Origin of the sequence: Micromonospora sp. NPDC047738, from assembly GCF_040642675.1 — a bacterium.
Taxonomy (GTDB): Bacteria; Actinomycetota; Actinomycetes; order Mycobacteriales; family Micromonosporaceae; genus Micromonospora.
This window is the reverse complement of sequence record NZ_JBEYSO010000010.1, coordinates 85,637-105,255: the sequence shown is the minus strand read 5'-3', so window position 1 is coordinate 105,255 and position 19,619 is coordinate 85,637. Positions and strand designations below refer to the sequence as shown.

General features: G+C 75.0%; 16 protein-coding genes. 9 read left to right on the top strand and 7 right to left on the bottom strand.

Annotation, left to right across the window (positions count from 1 at the left end):
- Positions 1-47: 47 nt before the first annotated feature.
- A complete protein-coding gene (gene eccD / locus ABZ783_RS18450; RefSeq protein WP_357439495.1) occupies positions 48-1,451 on the bottom strand; it encodes a type VII secretion integral membrane protein EccD in 1,404 nt (467 codons plus the stop codon).
- A gap of 99 nt (positions 1,452-1,550) precedes the next feature.
- Between eccD and eccCa the strand changes: the two genes are divergently transcribed.
- The 3 genes from eccCa (at position 1,551) to ABZ783_RS18435 (ending at position 7,749) form a co-directional block, all read left to right on the top strand.
- Complete coding sequence (gene eccCa / locus ABZ783_RS18445) at positions 1,551-5,513, top strand: type VII secretion protein EccCa (protein WP_357439493.1); 3,963 nt, start codon at positions 1,551-1,553, stop codon at positions 5,511-5,513.
- 77 nt (positions 5,514-5,590) lie between these two features.
- Positions 5,591-6,913 (top strand): type VII secretion-associated serine protease mycosin, encoded by a 1,323-nt coding sequence (gene mycP / locus ABZ783_RS18440; protein WP_357439725.1) that lies wholly within the window; start codon positions 5,591-5,593, stop codon positions 6,911-6,913.
- 47 nt (positions 6,914-6,960) lie between these two features.
- Entirely contained in the window at positions 6,961-7,749 is a 789-nt protein-coding gene (locus ABZ783_RS18435) for a phosphatase PAP2 family protein (protein WP_357439490.1), read from the top strand.
- A gap of 67 nt (positions 7,750-7,816) precedes the next feature.
- On the opposite strand, the gene ABZ783_RS18430 is transcribed toward ABZ783_RS18435, so the two are convergent.
- The 6 genes from ABZ783_RS18430 to ABZ783_RS18405 form a co-directional block, all read right to left on the bottom strand.
- Complete coding sequence (locus tag ABZ783_RS18430; RefSeq protein WP_357439488.1) at positions 7,817-8,995, bottom strand: MarP family serine protease; 1,179 nt, start codon at positions 8,993-8,995, stop codon at positions 7,817-7,819.
- An 86-nt stretch (positions 8,996-9,081) separates the two neighbouring features.
- A complete protein-coding gene (locus ABZ783_RS18425; protein WP_357439485.1) occupies positions 9,082-9,789 on the bottom strand; it encodes a CoA pyrophosphatase in 708 nt (235 codons plus the stop codon).
- 37 nt (positions 9,790-9,826) lie between these two features.
- Positions 9,827-10,435: a TlpA disulfide reductase family protein gene (locus tag ABZ783_RS18420; protein WP_357439483.1), complete on the bottom strand. Its 609-nt coding sequence runs from the start codon at positions 10,433-10,435 to the stop codon at positions 9,827-9,829.
- Positions 10,432-11,211 carry an endonuclease III gene (gene nth, locus ABZ783_RS18415; RefSeq protein ID WP_357439480.1) on the bottom strand — a complete coding sequence of 260 codons (780 nt, stop codon included), beginning with the start codon at positions 11,209-11,211 and terminating at the stop codon, positions 10,432-10,434. Before nth ends, ABZ783_RS18420 begins: the two co-directional genes overlap by 4 nt.
- 56 nt (positions 11,212-11,267) lie before the next feature.
- The gene (locus ABZ783_RS18410; protein ID WP_357439478.1) at positions 11,268-12,464 is read right to left on the bottom strand and encodes a CapA family protein; all 1,197 of its coding nucleotides are present in this window, start codon (positions 12,462-12,464) and stop codon (positions 11,268-11,270) included.
- Between the two features lie 85 nt (positions 12,465-12,549).
- Positions 12,550-13,212: an adenosylcobinamide amidohydrolase gene (locus ABZ783_RS18405; RefSeq protein WP_357439475.1), complete on the bottom strand. Its 663-nt coding sequence runs from the start codon at positions 13,210-13,212 to the stop codon at positions 12,550-12,552.
- Positions 13,213-13,342: 130 nt separating this feature from the next.
- Here ABZ783_RS18405 and ABZ783_RS18400 point away from each other — a divergent pair, with 130 nt between their 5' ends.
- The 6 genes from ABZ783_RS18400 to ABZ783_RS18375 all read left to right on the top strand — a co-directional run bounded on the left by ABZ783_RS18400 (position 13,343) and on the right by ABZ783_RS18375 (position 19,572).
- The gene (locus tag ABZ783_RS18400) at positions 13,343-14,020 is read left to right on the top strand and encodes a Crp/Fnr family transcriptional regulator (protein WP_007073398.1); all 678 of its coding nucleotides are present in this window, start codon (positions 13,343-13,345) and stop codon (positions 14,018-14,020) included.
- Between the two features lie 181 nt (positions 14,021-14,201).
- Positions 14,202-14,945 (top strand): metallophosphoesterase family protein, encoded by a 744-nt coding sequence (locus ABZ783_RS18395; protein ID WP_357439472.1) that lies wholly within the window; start codon positions 14,202-14,204, stop codon positions 14,943-14,945.
- 289 nt (positions 14,946-15,234) lie between these two features.
- Positions 15,235-15,885, top strand: a complete 651-nt coding sequence (locus tag ABZ783_RS18390) for a TetR/AcrR family transcriptional regulator (RefSeq protein ID WP_357439470.1) — start codon at positions 15,235-15,237, stop codon at positions 15,883-15,885.
- A 32-nt stretch (positions 15,886-15,917) separates the two neighbouring features.
- Positions 15,918-16,718, top strand: coding sequence for a TIGR03084 family metal-binding protein (locus tag ABZ783_RS18385; RefSeq protein ID WP_357439467.1), 801 nt, complete (start codon positions 15,918-15,920; stop codon positions 16,716-16,718).
- On the top strand, positions 16,715-18,436 hold the full coding sequence (locus ABZ783_RS18380) for an acyclic terpene utilization AtuA family protein (protein ID WP_357439464.1): 1,722 nt from the start codon (positions 16,715-16,717) through the stop codon (positions 18,434-18,436). Before ABZ783_RS18385 ends, ABZ783_RS18380 begins: the two co-directional genes overlap by 4 nt.
- Positions 18,433-19,572 carry an acyl-CoA dehydrogenase family protein gene (locus tag ABZ783_RS18375; protein WP_357439461.1) on the top strand — a complete coding sequence of 380 codons (1,140 nt, stop codon included), beginning with the start codon at positions 18,433-18,435 and terminating at the stop codon, positions 19,570-19,572. The genes ABZ783_RS18380 and ABZ783_RS18375 overlap by 4 nt, the downstream gene beginning before the upstream one ends.
- Positions 19,573-19,619: the final 47 nt, after the last annotated feature.

The window sequence follows — 19,619 nt, the reverse complement described above, 5'->3', positions numbered from 1 at the left end:
GACGGGCCCGGGCCGCTCAGCCGAGCGACCCGGGCCCGCGCGTTGGCTCAGCCGAGCAGGCCGCGGGCCCGGTCGTAGAGGTCGAGCACCGCGCAGGCCACCGGCACCAGGGACACCACCAGCGCGGTGTCGGTCAGGTCGGCCAGCCGACCGAGGTACGGGGAGACCGGCCGCTGGGCGTACCGGGCGCCGGCCGCCACGGCGACCAGGGCCAGGGCGAGCCCGCCGACGGCAAGCGCGAGCCGGCCGGTCGGACCGGCGCGGTCGGCGAGCACCGCGCCGAGCAGGGCGTACCCGGCCAGCCCGGCGGCCACCGCGGGCACCCGGTGGCGGACCGCCACGAAGAGCCGGGAGCGCAGCAGCAGCACTGCGCCGCCGGCCGCCGCCAGCAGCCGCCCGGCCAGCCCGCCGGCGGTGGCGAGCACCACCGTGGCGGCGACCGCCAGCACGGCGTGCCCGAGCAGCATCCCGGTCAGCATCTCCTCGGTCCGGGCCACCGCCGCGTGCACCCGCCCCTGATCCGGCAGGTCGCGGACCCCGTCGGGAGCGCCGGCCGGGGTGGTGACGGGCAGGGTGATCGGCGGCAGCGGCAGCTTGCCGAGCCGGATGGCCAGCAGGGGCAGCCCGCCGAGCGCGAAGACCAGCCCGCAGAACAGCACGGCGGCGGCGCCGGCCGGGTCGAGCAAAAACCCGCCGAGGGCGGCGAGCACGCCGCCCGCGCCGGTGGTCGCGCCGGCCACGACGACCCGGGACCGGCTGGCCACCCCGAGCAGGCCGAGCACCGACACCAGGAGCAGCGCCACCGAGCCGGCCAGCAGCTCGGGCGCGCCGACCCAGCGCAGCGGCCCGAACGGGCCGACCGGGTCGCCGGAGCCGACCGCGAGGGCACCGGCCGCGGCGGCGTACGGCAGGGCGTACCCGCCGAGGGTCGCGCCGATTGGCGCGTCGCCGTACGCCCGGGAGGCGGCGGTGGCGGCGAGCACGAGGAGCAGGGCCACCGCGGTGGCGACCGGCCAGCCGCTCCGGTGCTCGGGCCCGGCGGCGAGCACGGCGAGCAGCCCCACGGCGAGCGGCACGCCCGCCCCGGCCAGCGCGGCGGCCCGGGTGGCCGCGGGCGACCAGGCGGCACCCCGGCGGCGCGCTCCAACGGCGATCGCCTCGATCACGTCGTCGTACTCCAGCTCGGGCCACTCGGCGCGGGCCGGGACGAGGTGCAGCACCTCGCCGTCGCGGACGCCCTGGGGCAGCAACGCCTGCGCCGTGGCCAGCACCGCGCCGTCGGTGCGGCGCAGCACCCAGCCGCCGTGCCGCTCCCCGTCGTCGGCCAACCCTTCGCCGGCGTGCCGGAGCACCTCCGGCAGCAGCTCGGCCAGGGGAACCTGCTCCGGCAGGGCCACGTCCACCCGGCGCTGCGGAGCGCTGATGGTGACCCGGGCCAGCCCGCTTGTCATCGATATTTCTCCATGGTGAGCGGAAACGGCGGCTGACGGACGACAGGACTTTACCTACGATGAGCCAGGCTCAGGTTACCGAGAGCCATGGGAGGCTGTGTGTCCACTGTGGTCATCAAGCGACCGGCACGCCGTCCGGCGCCGGAGATACCGGCCGGCGAGCTGCCCGTCGAGGCACCGCCGGAGATCCCGGTGGCCACCGGCGGGCGCTGGCAGCAGGCGCTGATGGTGCTGCCCATGCTCGGCGGCACGGTGGCGATGGCGATGATGTTCGGCCGGGGCGGCGGGGCCTACTCGTACGTGGTGGGCGGCATGTTCGGGCTCTCCTCGCTGGCGATGCTGGTGACCTCCTGGGGCAGCGCCGGCCCGAGAAAGTCGGAGCTGATGGCCGCCCGCCGGGACTACCTGCGGCACCTGGCCACGCTGCGACGCCGGGTCCGGGAGACCGCCGGGGCGCAGCGGGCCGGGCTCTACTACCGGCACCCCGACCCCGGCCGGCTCTGGTCGACAGTGGACAGCCATCGGGTCTGGGAGCGGCGGCCGGGCGACCCCGATTTCGCCGTGGTCCGGGTCGGGGTCGGACCGCAGACGCTGGCCACCCCGCTGGTCCCTCCGGTCACCCGGCCGCTGGAGGAGCTGGAGCCGATGACGGCGGGGGCGCTGCGGCGCTTCCTCGACGCGTACGCGGTGGTGCCGGACCTGCCGGTGGCGCTGTCACTGCGCAGCTTCGCCCGGGTGTTCGTGCGTGGCCCGGACCTGCGACAACTCGACCCACGCAGGGCCGGCTCGCCGGCCGCGCAGGCGCTGGCCCGGGCCATGCTCACCCAGCTCGCCGTCTTCCACGCCCCGGACGAACTGCTGATCGCGGTCTGCGCCGGTCCCGAGCGGCGGGCGTGCTGGGAGTGGGTCAAGTGGCTGCCGCACGCCCACCACCCGACCCGCACCGACGCGCTCGGCCCGGTCCGGCTGGTCACCAGCTCCGCCGCCGAGCTGGAGCGGCTGCTCGACGAGGTGCTGGCCAGCCGCTCCCGGTTCAGCCCGGCCGGTCCGGCCACCGACGGCCCGCACGTGGTGGTGGTGCTCGACGGCGGCGACCTGACCGGGGCCACCGACCTCGCCGGGGACGGCGGCATTGACGCGGTCACCGTGCTGGACCTGGACACCCCGCCGCCCCGCCTGCTCGACCGGTACGCCCTCCTGCTCGACCTGGCCGACGGCCGGCTGCATTCGCACTCCGCCGAGGGGCACGCCGAGGTCGGCACCGCGGACGGGCTGGCCCTCGCCGACGCCGAGGCCGTCGCCCGCCGGCTCGCCCCGCTGCGGCTCGCCGGCACGGTACGCGGACCCGACGCCCCGCCCGGCACCGAGCCCGGCCTGCCCGAGCTGCTCGGCACCGGTGCCCCGGAGAACTTCACGGCCGAGCAGGGCTGGGCCCCACGGGCCGCCCGGGACCGGCTGCGGGTGCCGATCGGGGTGGGCGCCGACGGCGGCGCGATCGAGCTGGACCTCAAGGAGTCCGCGCAGGACGGCATGGGCCCGCACGGTCTGCTCATCGGCGCGACCGGCGCCGGCAAGTCGGAGCTGCTCCGGACGCTGGTGCTGGGGCTGGCCGCCACGCACAGCCCGGAGCAGCTCAACTTCGTCCTGGTCGACTTCAAGGGCGGGGCCACCTTCGCGCCCTTCGAGCGGCTGCCGCACACCGCCGCGGTGATCACCAACCTGGCCGACGCGCTGCCCCTGGTCGACCGCATGGTCGACGCGATCAACGGTGAGCTGACGCGCCGACAGGAGTTGCTCCGCCGGGCCGGCAACTTCGCCAGCCTGCGCGACTACGAGCGGGCCCGGGCGGCCGGCAGCCCACTCGCCCCGCTGCCGTCGCTGCTGCTCATCTGCGACGAGTTCTCCGAACTGCTCTCGGCCAAGCCGGACTTCATCGACCTCTTCGTCCAGATCGGCCGGGTCGGCCGGTCGCTCGGCGTACACCTGCTGCTGGCCTCGCAGCGGTTGGAGGAGGGACGGCTGCGCGGGCTGGACACGCACCTGTCGTACCGGATCGGCTTGCGGACCTTCTCGGCGCTGGAGTCCCGGACGGTGCTCGGGGTGCCGGACGCGCACGAGTTGCCCCGCTCCCCCGGGCACGGCTACCTGCGCTCGGGCACCGACCCGCTGGTCCAGTTCAAGGCCGCGTACGTCTCCGGCCCGGTGCGCCGCCGGTCCGACGCGGCGGGTACGCCCGGTGCCGGACCGCCCCGGCTGCACGCCTTCTCCACCCATCCGGTGCCGTTGCCCGAACCGGCCGCCCCGGCCGCGCTCCCCGCCGCGGAGGAGCTGACCGAATCCCTGCTCGACCTGCTGGTCGGGCGGCTGGCCGGGCAGGGCCCGCCGGCGCACCAGGTATGGCTGCCGCCGCTGGACGAGTCCCCCGCCCTGGACGAGCTGTTCGGTCCGGTGGGTCCCGACCCGGTTCGCGGGCTGACCGTGGGCAACCCCGAGCTGCACGGCGCCCTCCAGGTGCCGGTGGCCGTGGTGGACAAACCGCTCGAGCAGCGGCGGGACCTGTACTGGCTGGCCCTGGACGGGGCGGCCGGGCACGTCGCGGTGGTCGGCACCACCCGCAGCGGCCGGTCCACCCTGCTGCGAACGCTGATCTGCGCGCTGGCGCTCACCCACACCCCGGCCGAGGCACAGGTCTACTGCCTGGACTTCGGCGGGGCGCTCGCCGCGCTGCGCGACCTGCCGCACGTGGGCGGGGTCAGCGGACGCGCCGACGCCACCGCCGTACGCCGGACCGTGGGCGAGATCGCCGCCCTGCTGGCCGAACGGGAGCGGCGCTTCGCCGAGGCGGGCGTGGAGTCGATGGCGGCCTGGCGCCGGCGGCGGGCGGCGACGCTGGCCGGCGGGCAGCCGGGCACCGACCCGTTCGGCGACGTCTTCCTGGTCGTGGACGGCTGGAACAGCCTGCGCAACGACTACGAGGACCTGGAACCGCTGGTCACCGAGTTGGCCACCCGGGGTCTGGCGTACGGGGTGCACGTGGTGGCCACCGCCCTGCGCTGGTCGGACTTCCGGCCGGCGATCCGGGACCTCTTCGGCTCGCGGCTCGAACTGCGCCTCGGCGACCCGGCCGACTCGGTGGTGGTGAAGCGACCGGTCGCCGCGACCGTGCCCGAGGAGCAGCCGGGACGCGGGATCACCCCGGGCGGCCTGCACTTCCTCGCCGCCCAGCCGCGCGTGGCCGGCCTGGGCGCGGAGACCACCGACCTGGTCAAGGCGGTTGCCGGGGCCTGGGCCGGGCCCGCCGCGCCCCGGGTCCGGCTGCTCCCGCCGGTGCTGCCGTACGCCGAGCTGGACCAGCAGGCGACCAGCGGGCTGGCCTTCCCGATCGGGGTGGCCGAGGCGGACCTGCGCCCGGTGGTGCTGGACTTCGCCACCGAGCCGAACTTCGTGGTCTTCGGCGACGCCGAGTGCGGCAAGTCGTCGTTCCTGCGCGCGCTGGCCACCTCGATCGTCAACCGGTTCACCCCGGAGCAGGCCCGGGTGATCCTGGTGGACTACCGGCGCAGCCTGATCGGCACGATCGAGACGGCACACCTGATCGGGTACGGCACGGCCGCACCGCACACCACCGAGCTGATCGAGTCGGCGGCCGGCTACCTGCAGGGGCGCCTCCCCGGGCCGGAGGTCACCCCGGCCGAGCTGCGCAGCCGGTCCTGGTGGGCCGGGCCCGAACTGTTCGTGCTGGTGGACGACTACGACCTGGTGGCCGGTGGCCCCAGCAACCCGTTGCGGGCCCTGGAGGAGCACCTGCCGCACGCCCGGGACGTCGGCCTGCACCTGGTGCTGGCCCGCCGCTCCGGCGGTGCCGGCCGGACCTCGTACGAGCCGATCATCCAGCGGCTGCGGGAACTCTCCACCGCCGGTCTGGTGATGTCGGGCGCCCCGGAAGAGGGCCCGCTCGTCGGTCAGGTGAAGGCCGGTCCGCTACCGCCCGGCCGGGGCCGCCTGGTCACCCGCCGGGAGGGCGTACGCCTGGTGCAGCTGGCCCACCTGCCGGCCGGGTGACGGTGTCCGTGACCGGCACCGTGGCGTACGGGAAAACCGGTAATCTCCGAGCAGCATGTTTCGGCGGCGATGAACGGCTGGGGAATGTGACCGGGGATCGGCAGTCAGCGAGGGCGGCCCGACGGCTCGTCGGGCGCGCGCTGCTCGGTGCGGCGGGGGCGCTCGCCACCGTGGCCGGCCCGCTGGCCCCGCCCGCGCACGCCGCCCCGGCCACCGCCGCCCCGGGGCCGGCCTGGCTGTCGCCGGCACCCAGCCGTGTGGACCAGGTCCGCGAGGAGCAGTGGCAGCTCGACGAGCTGCGGGCGAAGACCGCCTGGCGCGGCTCGACCGGACGCGGTGTGGTGGTCGCGGTCATCGACTCCGGAGTGGACGGTTCCCACCCGGACCTGGTCGGCCAGGTGCTCCCCGGCATCGACCTGGTCTCGCCGGACGGGGCCGACGGCCCGGATCCGGTGGGTCATGGCACCACGGTCGCCGGGCTGATCGCCGGACGCGCCGACGACGACCGGGGCGTGGTCGGCCTCGCGCCCGATGCCAAGATCCTCCCGGTCCGGGTGCTCGACGACGAGAACCGGTACGACGACGCGATGATCGTCGCCAAGGGGGTGCGCTGGGCGGTCGACAACGGCGCCCGCGTGATCAACCTGTCCCTCGGCGGCAGCAGCGACAGCCCCGCCCTGGCCGCCGCCCTCGACTACGCCTTCGCCCGAGACGTCGTGGTGGTCGCCTGCACCGGCAACCTGGCCACCTCGAACAGCCCCAAGGTCTGGTACCCGGCCCGGGAGCCGGGCGTGATCGCCGTGGCCGGCCTGGAACGCAACACCAAGAACCTGTGGTCCGGCTCGATCACCGGCCACGAGACGGTGGTCACCGCGCCCGCGACCGCGCTCTACGGAGCCCGCCCCGACAGCGGCTACTGGCGGGTGCAGGGCACCAGCTTCGCTTCCCCGCTGGTCGCGGCGACCGCCGCCCTGATCCGCGCCCGGTACCCGCAGATGTCCGCCGGGGACGTCGTCAACCGGATCATCAAGACCGCACGGGACCTGGGCCCGACCGGCCGCGACGACCGGTTCGGCTACGGCATGGTGGACCCGGTGGCCGCGCTGACCACCGACGTGCCGTCGGTGGGGCGCAACCCGCTCGACGACAACGACTCCCCCGGGGTGGTGGGCTTCGGCCCGGCACCCGGCACCGGGCCGGACACCCGGGCCGCCGCCGGGCAGGGCGCCAATCCGTTCGGCTTCGCCGCGCCGAAGAAGCAGCCCCCGTGGGCGGCCCACCCGGCCGGCCAGACCGACGACCCGGCGCCGGAACGGCTCTGGACCGGGCTCGCCCTGTTCGTCGCTCTGGTCACCGGTGCCGCGCTGGCGGTCCGCCGGTTCCGCCAGTCGCGCCGCTGACCCGGGCCGCGGTCTGGCCGGGAACTGCCGTGGGTAGTGGTCAGCACATGAACGCGTCGGCTGCGGGCGGCCAGCGGTCCTGGCGGACCCGCCGATTGGACCCGGACGATTCGCTGGGGCTGCGGCTCACCCTGGCCGCCGCCGCGGCGTTCCTGGTGCTGGTGCCGTTCGCCCTGCTGGCGCTCCTGGTGCTGGCCGCCTGGCCGCCCCTGTTCCGGCTGGACGTCACGGTCACCGACGCGCTGCACCGGTACGCCCTCCACCACCCGGCATGGGTGCGGCTGATGAGTGTCTGGACGGACGTCTTCGCGCCCAACCCGCTGCGCGCCGCCACGGCGGTCGTGGTGGCCTGGCTGCTGTTCCGCCGGGCCCGTCGGCTGGCCCTCTGGGTGGTCACCACGATGACCGTCGGCGGCCTGCTCGGCGCCCTGCTCAAGGTGCTGGTCGGCCGGCAGCGGCCGGACCTGCTCGACCCGGTGGCCCGGGCGGCCGGGTTCGCCTTCCCGTCCGGGCACGCGTTGAACGCGACCCTGGCCGCCGGGGTGCTGCTGCTGGTCTTCCTGCCGTTCACCCGGGGCCGGCGGCTGCTGCGCTGGTCGCTCTGGACCGCGGCGGTGCTGATCGCCGTGGTGACCGGCCTCAGCCGGATCGCGCTGGGGGTGCACTGGACCAGCGACGTGGTGGGCGGGTGGCTGCTCGGCGTGGCGGTGCTCGCCGCCACCACGGCCGCGTTCAGCACATGGCGGGCCCGGACCGGTCACCACCGGGCGCGGACCGTCCGCGAGGGCGTCGAGCCGGAACTCGCCGATCCCCGCCGGAACGGCACGCAACTGTAGGTCGATCCGACCGCGCCGGACGTGGGGCTGCCGGCGCCGGTCGGGCGGTCTGCCGCCGCCGGTCGGCTCAGGTGCAGTCACCGGTGCCGACCGCCCGGGTACGCTCCGCGCCAGCCAGCGCCACCGACCGGGCCTCGGCGGCGGTCACCGCGAAGCCGGTGTTCGGGTCGTCGGCCGCCGCCGCGAAGATCACCCCGAGCACCAGCCCGTTCGAGGAGACCAGTGGCCCGCCCGAGTTGCCGCTGCGCACCAGCGCCCGGATCGTGTAGATCTCCCGGGTCACGTCCCCCGAGGAGTAGATGTCCGGCCCGGTGATCCGGTCGACGTCCCGGATCCGGGCCGGGCGGGCGTCGTACGGGCCGTCAAGGGGGAAGCCCAGCACGATGGCGTCCGCCCCGCTGCCGGCCGACCCGGCGGCGAAGCGCAGCGACGGACCGGGCAGCCCCGGCACGTGCAGCACGGCCAGGTCCCGGGCCGGGTCGTAGACGACCACCTCGCCGTCGTACCGCTCGCCGCGCAGCTCCACCGCCACCGAGCGGGTGCCCGCCACCACATGCGCGTTGGTCATCACCCGGTCGTCCGCGTACACGAAGCCGGAGCCCTCGATGCGGCGGGCGCAGCTCGGCGCGGAGCCCAGCACCTTCACCACCGACCGCTGGCTGTTCGCCACCACCTCGGAGCCGGCCAGCGCCGGGTCCGGCGGGGCGACCTGGCGGGCGCGGGTCGGTGCCAGGTCACCGAAGACGTCCGGGAAGCCATTGGTGTCGACCGTGTCGCGCAGCGCCGTGGAGAGCTGCTGCGCCTTGTCGGGCAGGACCCGGTCGACCACGGTGAGCAGAGCGCTGTTGCGGACCGAGGAGGCAAGCCAGGGCAGCGACGAGGAGCCCAGCGGCACCGCCACCAGCCAGGCCACCAGCATGACCGCGAAGACCGAGATGAGGGCCCCGCCGATGTCGTCGATCTTCCGCCCGGCGCGGCCGGTGATCGCGGCCCGCAGGTTGGCGCCGAGCCAGCCGGCGAGCGCCTGGCCGATCACGGCGAGCCCGAAGATCGCCACGAGGGAGATCAGCACCCGGGCGCCGCTGTCGGTGAACTGCCGGGCCGCCAGCGGGCCGACCTGGAGCCCCAGCAGCGCACCGAGGAAGAAGCCGGAGAAGGACAGCGCCCCGATGACGAAGCCCTGGCGGTATCCGCTGATCGCGAACACGAGCATGAGCAGAAGCAGGACCAGATCCACGGCCGACACCCGTCAAGGGTACGGGCAGCCGGCCCGCCGGGGGCTCAGCGCTCGCGGAACGTGACCGTCCGGTCGGTGGAGGTCACCGCGACGGCTCAGCGGACCGGGCTCTCGTCGACCTCGTCGGTGCCGGCCGAGGGCGCCGGGGCGGCCCCGGTCGGGGGCAGCTCCACCACCCGGGAACGCGGCCACGGACGGGTCCAGCCGCCCATCTCCAGCAGCGTGTTCAGCACCCCGGCGGTGAAGCCCCAGACCAGCATCCCGCGTACCGAGAAGGCCGGCCCGATCCAGCCGCTCGGATGGCGTACCCGCATCCGGTTCTCCGGGTCGACCAGCTCGGCGACCGGCAGCCGGGCGACGTGCGCCACCTCGGCCGGCTCGCGGGGGTGCACCGGGTGCGGGGCGTGCCACCAGGCGAGCACCGGGGTGACCACGAAGTCGCTGACCGGGATCCAGAGCCGGGGCAGCTCGGCCAGGACGGTGACGCTGCCCGGGTCGAGCCCGACCTCCTCGTTCGCCTCGCGCAGCGCGGTGGCTCTGGCGTCGGCGTCCTCCGGGTCGGCCGCGCCGCCGGGGAAGGCCGGCTGCCCGGCGTGGTTGCGCAGCGTTGCGGCGCGCTGGAGGATCAGCACGTCCGGGCCGACCCCCGGCTCCTCGCCGAGCAGCACCAGCACCGCGCTCTCCCGGCCGCCGCTCTCCGGGGTGGTGAGCCGGGTGAAGTCCTCGGCCCGGGCGGTGCCGAGACGGTCGAGCAGCGGGTCCAGCCACCCCGGCGGCTGCCGGGTCTCGCTCCGCTCGCTCACGCCGCCGCCACGCTGCTGAGCCGGATGGTTCGCTCGCTCACGTGACCTCCGCGCCGAGGTGCTTGCGGACCAGCTCGGCGAGGCGGGCGTCGTCCAGCGCGCCGGTCGAGTCGGTATGCCGGATCCGGCCGTCCGCGTCGACGAAGACGGTCAGCGGGAAGGCGTTCCGGCGCAGCGCCCGCTCGAACGCGTCCCCCTGGTCGATCAGCATGGGGAAGCGGACGTCGAAGTCCTCGCCGATCGACTGCGCCCCGCCGCGGCTGTCCCGGCTGTTCACCCCGATCACCTGGAACCGGCCCTCGGCCCGCTCGCTGAGCCGCTGGAATGCGGGCAGCTCCTTGCGGCAGGGCGGGCACCAGGACGCCCAGACGTTGATCACCGCCGGCCCCTTGACGTCACGCAGCGACACCGGGGCGCCCCCGGTGAAGCAGGAAAGGGTCAGCTCGGGCAGCGGGTCACCCGGGCTGCCGGCCGGGGCCGGGGCGGCCGACGGCGGCGCGGCGGTCAGCGGGGCGCAGTCGGCGAACGGCGAGGGGCGCTCCGGCCGGGCCGCCGGCACCGGGCTCTCCTGCTGGGCGGTGGTGCCGGTGCAGCCGGCCACCGCGAGCAGCAGCGGGACGAGCAGGTACGCGAGGCGACCGGTCACGGCACGTCCGCCGCGACCGCCTGCTGCGGCACCAGGTCCGGGTCGAGGCCGACAGCCGCCGCGAGATCGCGGGCGCGGGGCCCCTTGAGCAGCTTGGCGGCGGCCACCGGGTCGGTCGGCCCGGTGCCGTACGCCGGGCAGAGCTTCGCCAGCGTGCAGGCGCCGCAGGCCGGCTTGCGGGCGTGGCAGACCCGCCGCCCGTGGAAGATGATCCGGTGCGACAGCATCGTCCAGTCGCGCTTCGGGTACAGCGCGCCGATGGCGTGTTCGATCTTCACCGGGTCGGTCTCGGTGGTCAGCCGCCACCGTTGCACCAGCCGCTGGAAGTGGGTGTCCACGGTGATGCCGGGGACGTCGAAGGCGTTGCCGAGGATCACGTTGGCGGTCTTGCGGCCGATCCCGGGAAGGGTGACCAGGTCGGCCAGCCGGCCGGGGACCTCGCCGTCGTACCGCTCGCAGAGGGCGCGGCCGAGGTTGATCAGCGAACTGGTCTTGTTGCGGTAGAAGCCGGTCGGCCGGATCAGCTCCTCCAGCTCCGCGCGGTCCGCCCCGGCGTAGTCGGCGGCGGTGCGGTAGCGGGCGAAGAGCTTCGGCGTGACCTCGTTGACCTTCTTGTCCGTGCACTGGGCCGACAGGATCGTGGCGACCGCCAGCTCCAACGCGTTGGAGTGGTCGAGTTCACAGTGCGCGTCGGGGTGCGTCTCGGTCAGCACCCGGCCGATCCGCCGGGCGCGGCGGGTACGGCCGAGGTCGGTCTCGGGGGAGCGCGTGGTCACGCCGGCCAGCCTACGTCGCGCGGCCGACCTCCTGGCGGGCCCACGCGGGGCCGGCGCTACGCGCCCGCCGGGGGACTGATCCGGCCCGACTCGTCGATCTCGGGGCCCGTCTTCGGGAAGTCGGCCCCGCTCACCTGGCGGACCAGCCCGAGGCCACGGTGCTGCCGGTCGATCGCCGGCCGCCCCACGTTGTTCATCGCGGTCGAGGTGAACTGGCCCTCGACGAAGCTGCCGTCCGCCTTGACCGACACCTTCAGCACCCCGCCCCAGCCCAACCGGCCGGAAGGGTTCAGCGACCTCCCGCCGCCGGCGAAGTTGCCCAGGCTGTAGGCGATCAGCCGCCCCCGGTAGACCTCCATCCCGCGCAGCACGTGCGGGCCGTGCCCGATGACCAGATCGGCACCGGCGTCGATCACGGCGTGCGAGAACCGGATCGGGTCGCCCCGGTTCTCCCCGAAGAACATCTCGGTGCCCGGCTTGACCCGGGTCTTGTCGGCGCCCTCGGCGCCCATGTGCACCTGCACCACGACCACGTCGGCCAGGTCGGTGGCCGACTTGACCACCTTCTTCGCCGCATCGAGGTCGACCAGGCTGTTCGACCACGGGTACGACGAGAAGCCGAGCACCGCGACCTTCACGCCCTGCACCTCGACCACGGTGATCTGGTCCGGCGCGCCGGTGTGCTCGAGCCCGTGCGCCTCCAGCGCGGCCTGGGTGTTCTCGTAGCCCTGCTTGCCGTAGTCGTAGCCGTGGTTGTTGGCCTGGTTCAGCAGCTCGAACCCGGCGTCGCGCAGGTGCGCGGCGTAGCCGGGGGGCGCCCGGAACTGGAAGCAGTTCGTCGCGTTGGCCCCGCACTTGCCGGTGCCGGTGTCGTCGGTGAGCGGCTCCTCCAGGTTGCCCATCACCAGGTCGGCCTTGAGCGCCGCCTTGACGTCGTCGAAGAAGCCCTTCCCGCCGTTGGCCGGCAGCCGGGACGGGGCGTTGCCCATGATCACGTCACCGGTCGCGGCCAGCGAGATCGTCTTGCCCGACTCGTCCGCCGTCTTGCCCGACTCGTCCGCCGACTTGGCCGGCTGGTCCGCCTCGTTCGGGACGGTGCTGCCGGCCGACCCGTCGGCCGTGCCCGAGTGCCAGGTCGAGCCGTCCCCGCCGGACTCGCCGCAGCCGGCGGCGAGCAGGGCGACGAGCAGGACGCCGAGGACGGCGGTGCGGCGACGCGGGAGACGGGAGGCGAGAGTGGCGGAGGCGAACATCGACCGCGACGCTACCGTCCGGAAAGCGCTCCGACGATGGCCGATCGGTCGGAAAACCCGTCTGGTTGAGGGGAACCCATCCGGCTCAGCCTGCCTGACGGTCGGACCAGGGCACGACCGCGCCGGTGCCGCCGGCCCGCACGGCCGCGTGCACGGCCCGGGCCAGTGGGGCACCCCAGGCCGACCGGGGGCCGCCGTACGGGGCGGCCTCGCCGTCGGCCGGGCAGAGCACGGTGACCGCGTCGGTGGGGGTGCCGGTGGCCGGCAACCCCAGTTCCCAGATCGCCTGCGCCTTCGCCTCGGTGGCCGTGGCCACCGCGTTGACCAGAGCCGCCTCGCTGAGCCGGGCCGGGACGTACACGACGATGTTGACCGTGCCGACGCGCTGGGCGGGGGTGGCGGGCGCGGGCGCGGCGGCCCAGACGGGGGTGCCCAGCCCGACGGTCGCCCAGGCCCGTACGCCGGTGTCGGCCCGGGCCACCACCTCGGCCACGTCGACCCCGGTCAGCAGCCCCACCCCGGGCCCGGCCAGGTCGAGGCCGTCGGCCAGCTCGGCCAGGTGGGCGGCCGGGTCGTCCCGGGCGTACGACATCGGCACGGTCGCGTTGACCACCCACCGGCGTACGCCGATGCCACCGCCCAGCGGGGCGCTGCCGACCGCCAGCAGCGGCTCCGCGGCCCGCCAGACCAGCAATGGGATGTTCCACCCGTCCTCGGCACGGGTGGTCAGGAACGGCTCGCTCAGCACGCCCCAGAGCCTATGATCCGAGGGGGTGCACCTCTGATTCCCGCTCAAGTGGGCCTAGACTGGCGGCGCGCGAGGGATCAGCGGACGGCGGACCCGGCCGACGGACGGCACGCGCAGGCGGAGGTGCGCGATGGACGAGGTACTGGCCCGCAGCGGGATCTTCCAGGGTGTCGACCCGGAGGCTGCCGAGGCGCTCGCCAAGGAGATGGAGACGATCGAGGTCCGTAAGGGCGAGGTCGTCTTCAACGAGGGCGAGCCCGGCGACAGTCTCTACATCCTCCTTTCCGGCAAGATCAAGGTGGGCCGCCGCGCAGCGGACGGCCGGCAGAACCTGATCGCCGTGATGGGTCCCTCGGACATGGTCGGCGAGCTGTCGCTCTTCGACCCCGGCCCGCGTACGGCGACGGCCACCGCGGTGACCGACACCCGGCTGGTCCGGCTGCGCAAGCAGGCGCTCCGGCCCTGGCTGAACAACCGGCCGGAGATCGCCGAGCAGCTGTTGCGGGTGCTGGCCCGCCGGCTGCGCCGGACCAACGACTCGCTGGCCGATCTGATCTTCACCGACGTGCCGGGCCGGGTCGCCAAGAACCTGCTCCAGATGGCCGGCCGGTTCGGCACCCGGGACGGCGGCGTGCTGCGGGTGACCCACGACCTGACCCAGGAGGAGATCGCCCAGCTCGTCGGCGCCTCCCGGGAGACGGTCAACAAGGCCCTCGCCGACTTCGCCTCGCGCGGCTGGCTGCGGCTGGACGGCAAGAGCATCATCATCCTCGACCCGGAGCGCCTCGCCCGCCGCGCGCGGGTCTGACGCCCCGCCCGGCCGGTCCGACCCGGCCATCGGCTCGTTCCCGGCCCGGCCCGCCCTGAGCGGTCCGGGCCGCGCCGTTCCCGGGCCCGGCCCACGCCTGGCCAGCCCGGGCCGATGCCGATCCGTCTGCCGGGCGCAGAATCGCTGGACCGCGCCCCGGTGCGGCGGGAACGCTGGGGCGATGCTCGAACGTGTCGCAGTCCTGTCCGACATCCATGGCGCGCTGCCGGCGCTGGAGGCCGTCCTCGCCGAACCGGACGTCGCCGCGGCGGACCTGATCGTGCTCACCGGTGACATCGCCAGCGGCCCGCAGCCGGTCGAGGTGCTGGACCGGCTCGCCGCGCTCGGGGACCGGGCCTGCTGGGTGGGTGGCAACGGCGAGCGGGAGCTGGTCGAGGCGCGGGCCGGCAGGAAGTCGCCGTTCGAGGTCGCGAACTGGGCAGCCGAGCAGCTCCGGGAGGACCAGCTGGCCCGGCTGGCCGCGCTGCCGCTGACCGTCACGCTGCCCGTCGCCGGCCTCGGCGACGTGCTCTTCTGCCATGCGACGCCCCGGGACGACGAGGAGGTCGTGCTGGTGGACTCGCGGATGGAGCGCTGGGCGGAGGTCTTCGCCGGCGTACCGGCCGAGGTGGGCACGGTGGTCTGCGGGCACACCCACATGCCGTTCACCCGCCTGGTCGACCGCCGGCTGGTGGTCAACCCGGGCAGCGTCGGCATGCCGTACGGCGGCGCGGGCGCCTGGTGGGGGTTGCTCGGCCCGGGCGTGCAGTTGCGCCGGACCGGGTACGACGTGGACGCCGCCTGCGCCCGGGTGGTCGCCGAGTCCGGCTTTCCGGACGCCGCCGAGTGGGCCGACGAGTACCTCCGCGCGCGGCACAGCGACGCCGAGGCCCTCGCCGTCTTCGGCCCCCGCGACGGCCGCTGACGCCCGCCGACCGGCTCTCCCGACCGCCGCTGACTTCTCGGCCATGGGCCGCTCGTCGCCGAGGTCGGCCGCGCGCCGTGCGGCGACGCGGACAACAGGGTGGTCGCAGAGGTCCGGCGGCCGCTACGAACTTGATGACGTGGATGGATCGGAGTGACCGCAGGACTGATCCGGATTCGTCATCAAGTTCGTAGCCGACGAACCACTTTCCCGCCGCCCCCGCAGGCCCGCGCAGACGTCTGAAAAAGTCAGTCTTGACTGTTTGTTTCGCGGGCGGCACCCTGTCCCCGTGTCCGTCGCATCGATCCGTGTCCCTCAACAGGAACGCAGCCGCGCCACCCAGGCCCGGCTGCTGGAGGCGACCGTCGAGTGCCTGGTCGAGCGCGGCTGGTCCGGCACCACCACCACCGTCGTGGCGGCCCGGGCGGGCGTCTCCCGGGGCGCCCAGCTGCACCACTACCCGACCAAGGCCGCCCTGGTCACCGCCGCCGTCACCCACCTCACCGAGCGCCGGGCGGCGGAGCTGCGCACCGAGGCCGACGCCCTGCCGGCCGGCCCACGCCGGCTGGACCGGGTGGTCGACCTGCTCGCCGCCGCCTTCACCGGCCCGCTCTTCGTCGCCGCCCTGGAGCTGTGGGTGGCCGCCCGCACCGACGCCGAACTGCGGGACGCCCTGGTGCCCCTCGAAGCCCGGGTCGGCCGGGAGATGCACCGGCTCACCGTGGAACTGCTCGGGGTGGACGAGCGCCGGCCCGGCGTACGGGAAGCGGTGCAGAGCACGCTCGACCTGCTCCGCGGCCTCGGCGTGGCCAACCTGCTCAGCGACGACTCGGCCCGCCGTACCGCCCTGCTGCAGAGCTGGAAGCGCCAGCTCACCGCCCTGCTCACGCCCGACGATCCGCCGGACGCCGGCGGAGCCTCCGGGAGCACACGGCCCTGACCCCTGACCCGCCCACCCCACCCGGAGGCACCATGGTCGACCTGACCGCACTGCTCGCGGACCTGGCCGCCGAGTCCGCGCAGCTCGACGCCCTAGTCGCCCCGCTGCCCCCGGTGGATTGGGACCGGCCCACGCCGGCACCGGGCTGGACGGTCGCCCACCAGATCGCCCACCTGGCCTGGACCGACCACGTGGCCCACCTCGCCGCGACCGACGCCGCCGCGTTCTTCGCCTCGGTCACGGCCGCGCCGGACCCGTCCCGCCTGGTCGACGACGGCGCGGCGGCGTTCCTCGCCCCGCCGGCCGAGCTGCTGGCCCGCTGGCGAGACGGCCGGGCCGCGCTCGCGGCGGCCCTGGCCGCCGCCCCGCCCGGCGAGAAACTGCCCTGGTACGGCACCGGGATGTCACCCGCCTCGATGGTGACCGCCCGGATCATGGAGACCTGGGCGCACGGCGAGGACGTGGCCGAGGCGCTCGGCGTCGAGCGTGCGCCGACCGCTCGCCTGCGGCACGTCGCGCATCTCGGCTTCCGTACCCTCGGGCACGGCTTCGCCGCGCACGGCCGTCCGGTGCCGGCGGCGCCGGTGCGGGTGGAGCTGGCGGCGCCCGACGGCGCGCTCTGGACCTTCGGGCCGGCGGGCGCGGCCGACCTGGTCACCGGGCCGGCGCTCGACTTCTGCCTGCTGGTCACCCAGCGCCGGCACCGCGCCGACCTGGCCCTGGTCGCCACCGGGCCGGTCGCGGACGAATGGCTGGACGTGGCGCAGGCGTTCGCCGGCCCACCCGGCGCCAAGCGGGCCGCCGGCAGCGGGCACGCCAAGGAGACGGCATGACCCCGGTGCTGCGGGTCGGCAACGCCTCCGGCTTCTACGGCGACCGGCTCACTGCCTGGCGGGAGATGCTCGACGGCGGCGAGCTGGACGTGCTGACCGGCGACTACCTGGCCGAGCTGACCATGCTGATCCTCGGTCGGGACCGGATGCGCGACCCCGCCCTCGGCTACGCGAAGACCTTCCTCCGCCAGTTGGAGGGCTGCCTCGGCACCGCGCTCGACCGCGGGGTGCGGCTGGTGACCAACGCCGGCGGGCTCAACCCGGCCGGCCTGGCCGCCGCGATCGCCGCGCTCGCCGACCGGCTCGGCCTCCGCGTCCGGATCGGGTACGTCGAGGGCGACGCGCTCGCCCGGCCGGACGCGCTGACCGCCAACGCGTACCTGGGGGCGTTCGGGATCGCGGCCTGCCTCGACGCGGGAGCGGACGTCGTGGTGACCGGCCGGGTCACCGACGCCTCGCTGGCGGTCGGCCCGGCCATCGCCCGCTTCGGCTGGACCCGGGACGACCTGGACGCGCTGGCCGGGGCCACCGTCGCCGGGCACCTGATCGAGTGCGGGGCGCAGGTCACCGGCGGCAACTTCAGCTTCTTCACCGAGCTGCCCGACGGCGGTCACCGGCTCGGCTTCCCGATCGCGGAGATCCACCCGGACGGCTCCGCGGTGCTCACCAAGCACCCCGGCACCGGGGGCGCGGTCACCGTCGAGACGGTCACCGCCCAACTGTTGTACGAGGTGAGCGGGCCGGCGTACCTCGGGCCGGACGTGGTGAGCCGGCTGGACACGGTGCGGCTCAGCCCGGACGGCCCGGACCGGGTACGGGTCCACGGCGTCCGGGGCACGCCCCCGCCGGACACCCTCAAGGTGGGCGTCAACAACCTGGGCGGATTCCGCAACTCGATGACGTTCGTGCTCTGCGGGCTGGACATCCCGGCCAAGGCGGCCCTGGTCCGGGGACAGGTGGAGGAGGCGGTCGACACGGAGGGGCTGGAGTTCGTGCTGGCCCGTACCGATCATCCGGACGCCTCCGACACCGAGGCGGCGAGCGCGCTGCTGCACGTACACCTGCGGGACGGCGACCGGGCGCGGGCCGGACGGGCCTTCTCGGCGGCGGCGGTGGAACTGGCGCTGGCCTCCTACCCGGGCTGCACCCTGACCACCGTGCCCGGCGACGCGACGCCCTACGGCGTGTTCACCGCCGACACCATGCGGCAGGACGCTGTCGCGCACGTGGCGGTGCTGCCCGACGGGGTACGCGTGCCGATCGCCCCGCCGGCGCGGACGACGACCGCGCCGGAGGCCGCGGCCACGGCGGCACCCGCCACCGGGCCGGCCCTCGGGGACGGGCGGCCGGCGGGCCCGACCCGGCGGGCGGCCCTCGGCGAACTGGTGGGTGCCCGGTCCGGGGACAAGGGCGGGGACGCCAACCTGGGCGTCTGGGCCCGGACCGGCGCGACCTGGGCCTGGCTGCGCGGCTGGCTCACCGTCGAGCGGCTGGCCGAGCTGCTGCCGGAGACCGCCCCGCTGACCGTCGAGCGGTACGAGCTGCCGAACCTGCGCGCGGTCAACTTCGTGATCCGGGGGCTGCTCGGGCCGGGGGTGGCCGCCTCCACCCGGTTCGACCCGCAGGCCAAGGCGCTCGGCGAACTGCTCCGCTCCCGGATCGTGGATCTGCCGGCGGACCTGCCCGTCGGGCCGGCCATGGAGGAGGGACAGTCGTGACCATCGTGGACACCCCGGAACGCCGGCAGCTCCGCGAGCTGGCCCGCGCCTTCGTGACCAAGGAGGTGCTGCCGTACCTGGACGACTGGGAACGGGCCGGCGAGGTGCCCCGGTCGCTGCACGAAACCGCTGCGAAGGTCGGGCTGCTCGGCATCGGCTTCCCCGAGCAGGTCGGGGGCAGCGGCGGCGACCTGCTCGACTCGATCGTGGTCACCGAGGAGATCATCCGTTCGGGCGGCTCGTCCGGGCTGGTCGCGGCGCTGTTCACGCACGGGATCGCCCTCCCCCACATGGTCGCGGCCAGGAACGAGGACCTGATCGACCGGTACGTCCGGCCCACCCTCGCGGGGACGATGATCGGCGCCCTGGCGATCACCGAACCGGACGGCGGCTCCGACGTGGCGGGCATCCGCACCACCGCCTGCCGGGACGGCGACCACTACGTGGTGAACGGGTCGAAGACCTACATCACCAGCGGCGTCCGGGCGGACTTCGTGACCACGGCGGTGTGCTGCGATTTTCCGGGCAGCGGCGAGCTCAGCCTCCTGGTGATCGAGAAGGGCACGCCGGGCTTCGCGGTCGGCCGGCCGCTGGAGAAACTGGGCTGGCACTGCTCGGACACCGCCGAGCTGTCCTTCACCGACGTCCGGGTGCCGGTGGCGAACCGGGTCGGCCCGGAGGACACCGGCTTCATCGCGATCATGCAGCACTTCGCCACCGAGCGGCTGTCCCTGGCCACCCAGGCGTACGCGATCGCGCAGCGCTGCGTCGAACTGGCCGTCCGCTGGTGCCGGGACCGATCCACCTTCGGCCGGCCGCTGGCCAGCCGGCAACTGATCCGGCACCGGCTGGCCGAGATGCACACCCGGGCCGAGGCCGCCCGGGCGTACGTGCACGACGTCGCCGAGCGGGTCGCCGCCGGGCAGCCGGTGGTGACCGAGGTGGCGATGGCCAAGAACGTCGCCGTCGCGGCGTGCGACCAGGTCGTCGACCAGGCGCTGCAACTGCACGGCGGCTTCGGCTACCTGCGCGACGCCGAAGTGGAACGGCACTACCGGGACGCCCGGATCCTCGGCCTCGGCGGCGGCACCACCGAGATCATGAACGAGATCATCGCGAAGGGCATGGGGCTGTGAGTGCGAGGAGTGAGCCGGGTCTGCGAGCCCCGCAGTCACGAACGAAG